This window comes from Methanospirillum sp. (assembly GCF_028679455.1).
Classification (GTDB): Archaea; Halobacteriota; Methanomicrobia; order Methanomicrobiales; family Methanospirillaceae; genus Methanospirillum.
Map to the genome: position 1 here is coordinate 1 of NZ_JAJRBM010000277.1, position 13475 is coordinate 13475.

7 protein-coding genes are annotated in these 13475 nt (G+C 46.5%); 4 read left to right on the forward strand and 3 right to left on the reverse strand.

The window, feature by feature from the left end; genetic code table 11:
• The first annotated feature begins 35 nt into the window (after nucleotides 1-35).
• On the forward strand, nucleotides 36-4244 hold the full coding sequence (locus LUQ50_RS09365; protein ID WP_300039488.1) for an ATP-binding protein: 4209 nt from the start codon (nucleotides 36-38) through the stop codon (nucleotides 4242-4244).
• The gene (locus LUQ50_RS09370; RefSeq protein ID WP_300039489.1) at nucleotides 4241-5428 is read left to right on the forward strand and encodes a response regulator; all 1188 of its coding nucleotides are present in this window, start codon (nucleotides 4241-4243) and stop codon (nucleotides 5426-5428) included. Before LUQ50_RS09365 ends, LUQ50_RS09370 begins: the two co-directional genes overlap by 4 nt.
• 307 nt (nucleotides 5429-5735) lie before the next feature.
• Here LUQ50_RS09370 and LUQ50_RS09375 read toward each other — a convergent pair whose 3' ends face one another.
• Entirely contained in the window at nucleotides 5736-7067 is a 1332-nt protein-coding gene (locus tag LUQ50_RS09375) for a C1 family peptidase (RefSeq protein ID WP_300039490.1), read from the reverse strand.
• 749 nt (nucleotides 7068-7816) lie between these two features.
• Complete coding sequence (locus tag LUQ50_RS09380; RefSeq protein ID WP_300039491.1) at nucleotides 7817-9469, reverse strand: PAS domain-containing sensor histidine kinase; 1653 nt, start codon at nucleotides 9467-9469, stop codon at nucleotides 7817-7819.
• Nucleotides 9470-10085: 616 nt separating this feature from the next.
• On the opposite strand from LUQ50_RS09380, the gene LUQ50_RS09385 reads away from it, so the two are divergent.
• Both LUQ50_RS09385 and LUQ50_RS09390 read left to right on the forward strand, forming a co-directional pair.
• Entirely contained in the window at nucleotides 10086-11597 is a 1512-nt protein-coding gene (locus tag LUQ50_RS09385; protein ID WP_300039492.1) for an IPT/TIG domain-containing protein, read from the forward strand.
• A 172-nt stretch (nucleotides 11598-11769) separates the two neighbouring features.
• On the forward strand, nucleotides 11770-12762 hold the full coding sequence (locus LUQ50_RS09390) for a PEGA domain-containing protein (RefSeq protein WP_300039494.1): 993 nt from the start codon (nucleotides 11770-11772) through the stop codon (nucleotides 12760-12762).
• Nucleotides 12763-12911: 149 nt separating this feature from the next.
• On the opposite strand, the gene LUQ50_RS09395 is transcribed toward LUQ50_RS09390, so the two are convergent.
• The coding region (locus tag LUQ50_RS09395; protein WP_300039496.1) for a PKD domain-containing protein at nucleotides 12912-13475 on the reverse strand (564 nt) is incomplete at its 5' end.

Sequence of the window (13475 nt, forward strand, 5' to 3'; positions counted from 1 at the left end):
CACTTGGAAACCTGAATAAATCCTCATTAACCCACATGTTAACCGAACTGTTTCATGTCAGTGATCATGAGATCTCTCCGGTATCTGATCTCATTCTCTCAAAGACCGGTGGGAACGTCTTTTTTGCAAAACAGGTTCTGACCACGCTGGTTGCCAGGGATGCCATCACCTTTTCAACCCCGTTTGCACGCTGGGAGTGGCAGATGAATGCTATCCGGGAGACTACGATCTCTGATAATGTAATGGAGGTAATCACCTCCAAGATGGATGGTCTTCCGTTCACGGTAAAAAAGATCCTCCCCTATGCTTCTTGTATCGGAAACCGGTTCGATCAGGATCTCCTTGAAGAGATCACCGGGGAGAGCAGTCAGACAATAACGGATTTTATTCAGGGATCCCTCACTGAAGGATACATTGTACCCAGTGGAACCGGATTCCTCTTCTCTCATGATCAGGTCTATCATGCCTCATATTCAATGGCTGCACACTCAGAACAGGTTCTGATCCATAAGAAGATCGGTACATATCTGATTCAGAATTCTACTGAAACTGAGCTTCATGACCGGATATTCGAGATAGTCAGACATGTGAATCATACCGAAGGGATACCGGAGTCTCACGAAGATCGAAGGGAGCGTGCACGACTGAACCTCATCGCAGGAAAGAAAGCCAAGCATGGAACCGCATTCGGTACTGCACTCGAATACTTTGAGAAGGGTATGGGTGCCTTGGAGATGGATGGATGGGAGCGGGAATACCAGGTAATGTTGAACCTGTACCAGGAAGCCATAGAAGCCGCGTATCTTATTGGAAACTATGACTCAATGGAACGATATGCTGCAATAGTCAATGTTCAGGCAGAACGTGTTGTCGATACGGTTCCGGTGATCGTCACTGAAATTAACGCGTATATCGCCAGAGGCAGGATACAAGAAGCAATTACTCACGGAATGAATGCGTTAACACAATTTGGGGTTCATATTCCTGATAATCCATCTGATGAGGAGATTGAAACACAGGTTGAAGAGACGCTTTCTCTGATGCAAAAGGTCGGCATGCAAGGAATCAGGGATCTGCCTCCTCTGAGCAACCCTGAAAGTGTTTCAGTTATTGATATCATCAGTCCTCTTGGTTTTCTTCTGTATGCCAGTTCGCCCAGACAATACATCTCGGTGTATTCGTATCTGTGTAAGTTTTCAATGGTGTCAGGAAATTACACGATGACACCCCATATCTACGCGGGTTTTAGTTTAGTGCTGGTATTGATGCAAAAAGAGATTAAAAAAGCGTATGAGTTGGCGAAATTCTCATTTGATCTCCTGGATCAGACCAATAATAAAATTACGTATAGTACCTCAAAAAATGTGTTTGGATGTGTCATTCAACCCAGGGTAGAACCGCTCAGGAATTCTATCACTACACTCACTGATGGGATTGTAAGCGGAATTGAAACTGGAAACTTTATTTATGCCGCTCTCAATGCAGTTCATGCATGTTCTTCTGCTTTTTTTTCAGGTGAACCACTTTCCAGGTTACAAGAGAGAATAACAAAAAATGTTGATATAATTACCCAACTCAAACAAACTCATTTCCTCGGTTGGCTACTTCATTATCTCAAATTGGTTACCCTTCTGACCGGTGGTGAATCAGAACTGATTGAGCAATTTGATGAGAGGGCATGGGTTAAATCTTCAATTGCATCACAAGATCATCACGGGTTGTTGAATTACTATCTCTGCAATCTAATCTACTCCTATATTCTGGATAAAGAGCAGGTGTCTGTCTGTAGTACCGAAGTATTGAACTATACTTCAGCAATACAAGGCTCTCTCGGTATGCCGGTTACCTTATTCTTTTCATCGTTGGGAATGCTGAAAAATTATACGAACGATGATCCCGATTCATCGCTCATGAACCAAGTTCTCCAAAACCAGACTCAACTCCTGGGTATGGCTCACCTTGCTCCCATGAATAATCTGCATAAGTATGACCTTGTTGAGGCAGAGATAGCCCGTGTGTCAGGCGATTACTGGAAGGCTGCCAGGCTCTATGAGGCTGCGATTAAGGGGGCACGGGTACATGAATTTGTGAATGAGGAAGCGATATCTCATGAACTGGCAGCAAAATTTTACTTTGCTCATGGGATGGATGAGATAGCAGGTCATCATCTGAAAGAAGCATATGCCGGGTATTCCAGATGGGAAGCCACCGCCAAAGTCAAACAACTTGCCGGTCAGTACCCTCATCTTCTGAAACGGCCCACCGCGTCTTCTCTTCTCTCATCGCTTGATATGGTCACCGTGATGAAAGCGGTGCAGGCGATCTCCTGTGAGGTTGATCTAAAGTCTCTGCTTGCAACCATGATCCAGGTCCTACTTGAGAATGCAGGGGCAGAACGAGGGCTTTTGCTCCTTGAAAAGGACGGAATATGGCGTATTGAGGCATATCAGAACCTGGATGGTGAGCCGGAAGTTCTTCCTTCGCTCTCCTTTGAGTCAGATCCGTCCATCCCATCAGCGATCATCAGTTATGTTATTCATTCTAAAGAGAAGGTGATCCTCGCTGATGCCGGTCATGTCGGTAGGTTTACTCATGAACCTGCCATCGTAAAGTATGCAATCAGGTCGGTCATCTGCCTCCCGCTTGTCAGCAGAGGGTCAATCCGGGCTGTTCTCTATCTTGAGAATAACAAGGTAACCAATGCATTCACTCCTGAACGAACTGAGATCCTGGAAATTTTGTCTGCACAAACTGCAATTTCTCTTGAAAACTCACGGTATTATGATGAACTGGTAACTCACCGGGACCATCTTGAGGATCTCATCAGAGAGCGAACTTCTGAATTGAAGATTGCAAAAGAGCAGGCTGAAGGGGCTAACCAGGCTAAATCTGATTTTCTTTCAAGTATGAGTCATGAACTGCGGACTCCGCTCAATGCGATCCTTGGATATTCACATATTCTGAAGCAGCAGGAGAATCTCACCAGTACCCAGATTGAACAGATTGAAACGATCAGGAGTTCAGGAGAACACCTGCTCACCCTGATTAATGAACTGCTCGATCTCGGGAAGATAGAAGCTGCAAAGATGGAGTTGAACCTTACTCAGGTACAACTCGACCGGATTCTTACCAATGTCATCAATATCAACCGTATCAGGGCTATGGATAAAGGACTGCATCTTATACACGAGGCCCGGAGTTCTCTGCCTGATCAGGTTCTTGCAGACGAGCCAAAACTGACTCAGATCATGATCAACCTTCTGAGTAATGCGGTCAAATATACGGACAAAGGCAGTATCATTGTCAGAACGATGTATGATCCTGCCGGGATCTTCATGTTTGAGGTAGAAGATTCAGGGATTGGTATCCCTCCCTCATTGATTGATACCATTTTTGAACCGTTTATCAGGATCAGATCAGAGGTGACAAAAAGAGATGGAATCGGGCTCGGGCTGCCGATAACCCGGAGATTGATCGAACTGATGGGAGGTAGTATCAGGGTAAGCAGTGAACCCGGGAGAGGCAGTATATTTTCAGTAGAACTGGCGTTGTCTGAAGATAAGGACAGAGATATGTCGTTTCATGAGGAAGCAGCAATCACCGGGTACCTCGGACCTCCCCGTTCAGTCCTGGTGGTCGATGACAATCATGCGAATTCAGCAATGCTGGTATCACTCCTCATTCCGCTCGGATTCAGGGTTACTGCAACAGATACCGGCACTGATGCTATCAGGCTGGTTCAGGAACAAAAACCTGACCTCGTGTTGCTGGATCTGGTGATGGCAGGGATGGACGGGCTTTCCGTCATTGAAGCGTTACTTGATCTTCCAGGCTTAAAAAAGCCGGGGATTATCGGGATCTCTGCAACAATTACTGAAAGTCCACGCAAGAATGAGTTTATTGCGGCATCTGATGCTTTTATTGAAAAACCGATCCATATTCCGTTCCTGTTGGAGCTGATCCGGGATCAACTCAGACTTACCTGGTCATTCCAACCCCGGGATGAAGCAGCACCAGCAAAGAGTGACGAACATGCAATGCCCCTGAAGATTCCTCCGGATGAGGTTCTGAACGGGCTGCATCTGGCGTGTCTGAAAGGTGATTACCGGGAGATAGAGATGATGCTTGATGATATTGAGGGAAGTGACTCAAGTTATTCGAAATTTTGCACAACGATTCGAGCGTATTCCTTGAGGTATGAGGAGAAGATGATTCGGGATTTTCTTGATGAGGTGATGATATGAATCAGTCTGATGAATTTTTCACCGTTCCTCAGTTAAACAGGTCAGATATCAGAGGGTGCGAACCGGTGAGAGGAAGGGAAGGTTCAATTCTGGTTGTTGATGATGATCCCACCTCTATCTCTTTTCTGCAGACAGTTCTTGAAGGGGCAGGTTATAAGGTTCTTATTGCGACCGATGGGAAGACTGCACTTGAAAAATTATCGATTCAGGAGATCCATCTGATCCTTCTGGATGTACTGATGTCAGGGATTGATGGATTTGAGACTTGCAGGAGGATCAGTTCTGATCCTGCCACTTCTCATATTCCGGTCATCTTTCTCTCAGCTCTTGGTGATACCTTTGATAAGGTCAGAGGATTTCAGGTTGGTTGTGAAGATTACCTCTTAAAACCGATAGAGCCGGAGGAACTGTTGGTCAGGATTAAGACTCATCTGACCCTGCACCGGCTCAGATCTGATCTCGAGTTCCAGAATAAACGGTTACAGCATGAAATCCATGAACGGGCTCTGACTGATGATGCATTACAACGGGTAAACCGGCATCTCACCATGATGAACAGTATAACCAGGCATGATATTATGAACAAGGTCACGATCCTGAAGAGTTTCATTCATCTGGCCACGATGTGTTCTCCGAATCCAGAAATTATTAATATTCTTCATAAAATGCGGGATACTACCGATGTTATCAGTTCCCATATCATTTTTACCGAACAGTATCAGGTTATGGGAAGTTGTGATCCTACATGGATGGATATAACCGCAATTCTTGCATCGCAACAACTCCCTGATACCATCAATGCTGACATTCGTCTCTACAACCTCATGATTTATGCAGACCCCCTCTTTGAGAAGGTCTGTTACAACCTGATTGACAATACCATCCGGTATGGAAAGAAAGCCACTACGATCACCGTTTCATACCGACAGGATTCAGACGGGCTTATCATCGTATGGGAAGATGACGGAACCGGGATCCCTGAATCTGACAAAGATGTGATATTTGAGCGTGGGTTTGGTAAAAATACCGGCCTTGGTCTCTTTCTGGTTGCTGAGATCCTGGCTATTACCGGGATGACGATTCAGGAGACCGGGATAGAAGGTCAGGGAGCAAGGTTTGAGATTCGGGTTCCTCCCGGTCATTATCGGGTATACCAAGAATCAGAGAGTACTGGGAAAGTCTGATTGAGCGGCGGTTCTCAATTACTACCCCCTGGTGATATTATGGTGTGGGAATAGTCGGGATATCATTAGTATTGGTGGTAATGATCATCGGACTCTGGGGTGGCAATAGGACATCCGGAAGTCCTCATACCACTCCTATTTCTTCTCCTCATATGGTAATTGCCTCACCCCCGTTTTCCATCCCGCAAAACCTAACTTTTAATTAGAACCATCTCCTCCCCCTCCCTTCCCCTTTCCCCATAATCAGGGTACTGAAACGTAACTGGTAAGTTTCCCTTTCTTCAAAAAATTGAGTTGGTGAGATATTTTACAAAACCTGAATCAGATTTTCTTTATATTCAACTGAGTTGAGAGAATTTTTACTGACAAATTGGAATACTGAATAGTTTCCAGGGTTTTTGAACGTAATAAAGGGATTCTTTTCCGTGGAACTGATACCGTTCGTGAAGTACCAGTAATAGGAATTGGGACTTCCGCTGGACGTATCAGTAAACTGAACGTGCAAAGGAGCCGCACCCGATGTCCGATCAGTTTTGAAAGATGCCTCCAGATGGTATGGATCATACGTGGGGGATACGGTAGGTGTTACCGTCGGAGTGGGAGTTGGTGAATGATATGCCGTGGTGTAGATATCATAATAATTTTGGTCAATGGATTTATTATCGTCAATAATACTAGTTGAGTAGTTCATCTGCATCTTCAATTTGAAGACACCGTTTAATCGCTGAGAAGTAGTGCCCCAACTATTTAGAACAAGCCAGTACGGGACACTCACGGTATCATCATATCCCACGATAAGCACTGCATGACCCCCTGCATCTACTCCTCCACTATAGGGATCTGGATCCCAGATTACTGATTCATTCTGATAATTCCAAAAATTGGCAAACGCAGTCCATCCGGTTTCAGGTAGAAGAAAAGACCAGATTACTGGCCTATGTGCATTGAGTTCTGATTTAATATTGGTGATAGCAGTGCTTTGGCTGGTATTGGTAAGGAGGGCGGTATCAAAAACCGAGGTGAGCGGATAGTTTGGCGTTGTAGAAATATACGATGCAGGTATGCCAGAACGGTTTCCTTTCGTCCAATTATAATCAGCATAACTTGCATTGGTGTTCGACCAGGGTATGACTTGAGATAAGGTACTGTTATAAAAATCTGCTACCTGATACGGCCACCCCCCAGAACAGGCATTTCCAGTGACAGATCCATTGTTCCAGTTTGAGTCAAAAAACTGAATTGATAAGCGATCACTGACATTATTAGTGATTGAATGGGCGATTTCCAATGCACCGGTAGAGGCCCATACCCAGCAATTTCCACAATGCCCCTGATCCCGGTTTTCACCAAGGTAAGGGACCGAAGATAAGAGAGACACCGATCCGGCTGGGAGGGATTGTCCTGAATACGTTGATTTGGTCGGCATCGTAGCGCGATGAGCCTGGAATGCCTGCATCTGTGCAGGGGTCAGGTACATAAGCCCTCTCATGAATGATGTTGAAGTTGTATTGCTCACCCCATTTGCGGATTCCTGGGAAGGAGAATTGGAATCAACAACCGGCACCGAATTTTTGATCTGATTGTTCGCATGAATACCCTGATCCTGCTGACTTTGTAGGGCAATACTCTGAGAATCCAATGGATTCTCGCTAGGATTCTCGGCAGCTGCATGAATGATCAAAGTGAACATAATACACAAGATCAAAAGTGATACAAATCGGGTATTGCCTGACTCTTTCATTCACCGACGATATATATTTCCCATTACATAAATCTATCTTAATTATATTAAATTTGTAATTGTTCATCAAAAAATAAATTATTCGGATGAGCCCGATAGGGTGCGTAGTTCATGACCTGATACTAGATTTACCGTCTGAAGTGCCCCAATCTGGCACTCATTCCTGTCGGTGTGGTCCGGGCTTACCCTCATATGAGTTCACGCCTGCAACCATCTGGTTAGCCATTCCAACTGATATGGGCCCGTGTTCTTAAATACTGAGCCGTCAGACAGGTTCTGCTCACTTCGTGGCTATCCATGAATGAGTAAAAATGCAGATTGGTATTGGTATCATCGGGATGTGTTTGATTATCCTTCCCCACCATGAGAGCAATAGTCATATCCAAATGAGCGGTACATTCTCATGCAATGTTTCTCCCACATGTCAGAGTCCGAATATACCTGCTATGTCCTGATGGAGAATACCAGAATCAGCATGTATGCGATCCAAAGAACCAGGTGATCTGATCGCGGGAAGGCACTCCCTTCCCGTTTACTTCCAGACCCGACTATTCTGTCCTATTCAAATTCTCCCGATGAATTGTTGTGTGAGGTTGTCCTTTACGACTGTTCCATTCCGATCATTTCTGAACCAGCCTTGCATCTGCTTACTTATCAGGAATCGGAACAAGCGGCAGGGTCAAAGAAAAGGTTGTTCCACAGCCAGCTCCCTGACTTGATGCAATAATATATCCCCGGTGCATCGTCACGATCCGTTTCACGAGCGGTAATCCAAATCCCTTATGCAGGGGATCACTCCGTGACGGATCTCCGGTACTGAACTCTTCCCAGATCTGTTCTGACCGTTCTGGTGGGATCCCCACTCCGGTATCTGTAATGGTAATAGAGGCCCAACTGTTTTCGTCCCGCCCCCCGACGTTCACAGTTCCCCCCACCGTATTGTACTGAATTGCATTTTCGATAAGATTATGGAACAACAATGGTGCCTGACTTTTGGATAACCAGATCTGCAATCCGGGCGGAATGCAGTTGATCAGAGTGATATGTTTCTCAAACGCCATGGTGTTATACACTGAAAATGTCTCTTCAATGAGCGTATGCAACATGAACGGAGAATAATCATTGATGTAGGTCTGACTGTTGAGATGAGCATACCTGATGACATCCTCTGACATCTCCCTGAGATATCCAAGCCGCATCTCAAACAGGGTGAGAATCTCCTGGAGATAGGGATCAGAGATACGTTCCTGGATCATGGGAAGGAGGGCAAGCACTGGAGTGATTGGTGTCCTGAGATCATGAGCAATTTGGTTGATAAACCGGTCTTTCTGGCTGAGCAGATGCTCAACCATCCGGTTCCGGTCAAGGACCTCTGCAGAGAGGGCCTTCAGCTCATCACTCTGCTGCAGTAGTTGCCAGTTTAACATTGCGTTTACTCGTCTGAGTTCATCCTGGGTACCTTTTAGCTCCTGATTCATCTCCCGGATCTTCTTTTCAGAATCCTGCAGACTCTGCTGCTGCTGTTTTCTGATCGAGATATCATGAAGGATATGGGTACATCCTTTTCGCATCTCTTGCGAATCGAGGTAGGGTGAAGAACTGACCTGATAGGTGGTTCCTGGTACCAGTTCGGAGATCTCATCGACCTGTGGTCTTTCCTTCTCCATTGCTTTTGTATGTGGACAGAACAGGCACCATTGCGGCGTACAGGGAAATATATCCTGACAATAACGTCCGATACATTCATCCGGGTTGAGATTCAGCAGATCAGCCATCGCTTTGTTGATCTCAAGAATCCTGTGATCATCGTCGATAGTGACAATGAGATCAACGATCGCATCAAAAATCCGGCGGTCTATCCGATCTTTTCTCTGATAGGTTGCAGGGCCTGATCGATCTTTGGAAATATCACCGATGGCTCCTGCAATCAACCATGAGTTGTCAGATCCACGGCATGGTCTGCCCCATTCCGCGAGCCATCGCGACTCACCGTCTGCCCTGATGAACCGGTACACTACCTGGTATGGAGTACCATCCTGAAGGCTTGCTTGTATCGCCTGCTCCCTATACCTGACATCTGCAGAAGAGAGTAACGATTCCAGCGAACTGGGTTCATCGATAAAAAATGAAGGTGGATATCCGGTGATTGTCTCCACCGGCAAAGTGATTGATTTGAACCATGTGTAATCACGGTATTCTGCCCAAAATACCGCTATGGGGATGGTTTCAAGAATGTATGTAGGAGTGACATTGTTCTTCTGATACTCATCCATCTGGCAACTATAGACCGTTTGGTCCATCTGTCTGACCCCACCCTTACTGGCAGCATATGTGTCATGTAAGGCCCCTGATTATCTGTTTTAAGTGGATGGATAAAAACATACTGGTGCCTACTTTTTGTAATTAGGCAACGCCGGGTGACATCGGGAAGAGAACCACACTCCAGGATACGTATGGTCTGACAGCAGGTTGTAAAATACCGGGTTCAGATAATAATGGGTTCCGACACTGGTGATGATGCCTGATCTGGTAGTATCAGATCTCCCTGATTGTCTAAATTAGATACAAATATATGTAGGATCAGATCTTACGATGAAGATCGGTGGAACATTTTTATCAGGAAATCTTGCGCCAATTTTTCTATCACGATCACTTTTACCCATATTTGCCCTTTAATCCTGGTCAGGAGTGATTTGTATCGTTGGGTTAATGGATGCGCTGATACAACCATCTGCTCCGGTATACGACCGTTTTATTCATCATTACTCATATAATTCATGGGTGGCACTCATGCATGATCGGGTTTACCGGTGAAGCCCTGGCATCAGGAGAAACCGGTAAGGTCCTGTTGATCATATCTCTGGGTATGGTGTCTTGTGGTATTGGTGCCGCAGTGGATGAGAGGGGAAGGTAATCATGAATACTTATGTGGTCAGGCAGGTGGTGATCATCACGATCCTGTTCAGTTGCATTATACCGATGGTTCCGGCTGACGGGGTCTTTACGGTTGTTCAAACCTGGGGAAATGCAGGAAGTACGAACGGATCCATGGCCAATGCATCAGGCATTGCAGTAGATTCGAACGGCAGCGTATATGTGGCAGATACAGGCAACAACCGTATCGAGAAGTTCACCGGCAATGGGACTTACATCGTTTCATGGGGCGGATCAGGTACCAATACGAGTATGTTTAGCAGTCCAGCCGGGATTGCAACCGATACAAGTGGGAATGTATATGTTGCTGATACCGGGAATAACCGGATCCAGAAATTTACCCAGTCAGGATCCTTCATCTCTGTATGGGGGACATATGGGACAAATACAAGTGAACTCTGTAGTCCGGCAGGAGTCGCAACTGATGTAGGCGGGAACGTGTATGTTGCCGATACCGGGAATAACCGGATTCAGAAATTTACCCAGTCAGGCAACTTCACTACTGCCTGGGGTGAGTATGGCACCACACCAGGCAGGTTCAACAGTCCGACCGGGATAGCCGTTGACGCAGAAGGGTATGTACATGTTGCTGACCGGTACAACAGCAGAGTTCAGAAGTTTGACGCAGCCGGGAACTACATCTGCTCACTGATCACTGAAGAGGGGGTATCACTTGGAAATCTACAGGGACTGGCAAGTGATGCAGCATCCCATGTGTATGTTACCGATACCTCACGTAACCAGGTTCACCTGTTCAACGCCACCGGGGTTTTGAATGCAACCTGGGGAGGATATGGGACTGCTACCGGATTTTTTAACAATCCAAAAGGAGTGGCCACAGATTCGAATGGGAGTGTATATGTGCTTGATACTGGCAACAGCCGTGTCCAGGTCTTTCAGCGTGGTCCTGCAATTACCTCATGCACTCCGGCTTCAGGAGATCAGTCCGGAAATGTTACGATAACCATCACTGGTACGAACTTTGAGGCAAACATGTCCACCGTATCGGTATCAGGTACCGGGATCAGTGTAGGTCCCTATTCCACCCGGACCGGGACCCTGATCACCTGTCTGTTCTCTATCTCCTCACATGCAGCAACCGGTCAGAGGATAGTCACGGTCACGAACCCGGGTACCAATACGACTGCAAACACCACCTTTACGGTAACCGGGCCGACCATTGCAACCCTCAATCCCGCCTTCGGCCATAGCAATACTACGCTTCCGGTTACTATTGCCGGTGATCTGTTCATACCTTCCTCGGCAACCCTGCAGAAAGGAGATTATGTGATCACTGCCAATACCAGTTCACTTAAGAAGAGTACATCCACACTCGTGTATATCGCCATTCCACTTACCGGAGCAAGAACCGGGGTCTATAACCTGACCCTCAAAAACCAGGACGGAAAAACAGTTACCAAATACGATGCATTTACGGTGCTTGCAAATACCACTCCGGTTACGAATACCACCGTGAGGCATCGTAGTTCCTGACGGACCTCTTTTAACTCGCTATTTTTCGTATGCTTATTAATTTCAGATAATGAAGGGGTACAAGTGTTTCTTCCGCTCTCCAAAGGTCAGATATGTTCAGAGTAGGTAATTACGCTGATTTTCTGTCATATGCGTCATCATCTTTATCTTGTTTGGCTCTTCTTATTCATACATGAAAATCGCGAGCCTGCATGTAATTGCTGTTTCGCTAACGCTATTTCTGTTACTCTGCGATATAGGTAGTGCTGATGACTCATATGGTGACATCCTGATCAAATCAGATCAACCTAGTGCCCAGATCTCCCTGGACGGGATTGTCGGAAACTTTACTACTCCGTATCAGTACTCAGGAGTCAGGACCGGGCAGCATTCGGTTACGGTTACCAAACCCGGGTACCGGAATTATATCGATTCCGGGGTCATAGTCTCTCCCGGGAAGACAACCCTGGTACATGCGGCCCTCCTCAACGAATCTGATTATGGAACCATATGGGTTCATTCCTATCCGTTTGGGGCCGAAGTAATCGTTGATGGGATCACCCGTGGGAAGACCCCGGAGGGGATTGAAGGAAGCCCGGGCGGGTTTAATCTGGTGGTCAGCGGGCTTCAGGACGGTATGCATTCCGTGGTTATCAAACGTGAAGGATATGACGTTGTGACCAGAAACGTTACCACCGGACCTGAACAGGCCGGGCCGGTGGTGCTGAATGAAAATCTGAGATCTAACAAAGTCCTTCCGACTCATGTTTCTACTCCCGTCTCAACAACCGTTCCGGTTACTGTTGCAGCGGTTCAGACTCCGCAACCAGCGGTATCTGGGATATTGGTCATTGATTCAATACCTGCTGGTGCAAAGGTCCTGATGACCGGGAGGATGCAGGGAATAACTCCCCTCACTCTGAACCTTCCTGCCGGTACGTATACCTTGTCTCTGGTGTATGCCGGATATACTCCGGTTACTGCCACCGTTGATGTGAAACCGGGAGAGAGCACCCGCAAATCGGTGAACCTGGTACGACTTCAGACTATACCTCCCACACCGGTGCCCACAACTCCTCCCCTTACTCCTGTCCCGGCTCATACTCCTGAATCAGGCTCAATGCAGATAATACCGGTTCTACTTGTGAGCCTTGGTATCTTGGGAGCACGATGCCGAAAAAAGTAAGCCCTGAACCTACGGTTCGTAGATAATCAAGAAACACGCTGAAATAACTTCAAATTAAAGTTTTTTCAGAGAATTTCATGAGAATTAGGAGAGTTTAGATATCCGGGTTGATATCGCTTATATATACCCGGATACCCGGAATTTTCAGGTTATACAGTTCCCGGAGCTGAATATTTAGTTGCGAACTGCCTGTTTTCAGTTACGGTTATCGCGTCTATCATCACCCCGACCCCCCCGGTCTTTGCATCCATGGCCCGAAGCGTGATCGAGTAGGTTCCCGGAGTGGTATAGGTATGGAGGGGATTCTTTAATCCTGACGTGGTCCCATCACCGAAGTCCCAGGAGAATGAGGTCGGGTTCCCCAGACTGGTACTGGTACATGCAACAGTCAGAGGAGCAGGCCCTTGTGTGGAGTTGACGATAAACGAGGCCTTGATCTGACTGGATGCAACCGTTTGACCAGTAGTATTGGTCTGGTCTGCATCAATAGTAGTAAAGGTCCACTTACTGAGCGAACCCAGGGTGCTGGTTCCCGTTTTTGCTCCGGTCGGGGACAGGAGGGTTTCCATATCAATGGAGGGGAAATTTTCTTCGGTATTCTGAGTACCCAGACTGGCTACCCATACATCATAACTTCCATGATTACCGGTTACATCTCCGTCATTGGAGTTGGTATACCCGCTGACCAGATAGGTGGAATTGTCTACCTGAAC

Excerpts from the sequence above, each read along its gene's own strand:
- LUQ50_RS09365 (WP_300039488.1), top strand. The coding sequence starts at position 36 with ATGTTAACCGAACTGTTTCATGTCAGTGATCATGAGATCTCTCCGGTA.
- LUQ50_RS09370 (WP_300039489.1), top strand. The coding sequence starts at position 4,241 with ATGAATCAGTCTGATGAATTTTTCACCGTTCCTCAGTTAAACAGGTCA.
- LUQ50_RS09380 (WP_300039491.1), bottom strand. The coding sequence starts at position 9,469 with ATGGACCAAACGGTCTATAGTTGCCAGATGGATGAGTATCAGAAGAAC.
- LUQ50_RS09385 (WP_300039492.1), top strand. The coding sequence starts at position 10,086 with ATGAATACTTATGTGGTCAGGCAGGTGGTGATCATCACGATCCTGTTC.
- LUQ50_RS09390 (WP_300039494.1), top strand. The coding sequence starts at position 11,770 with ATGAAAATCGCGAGCCTGCATGTAATTGCTGTTTCGCTAACGCTATTT.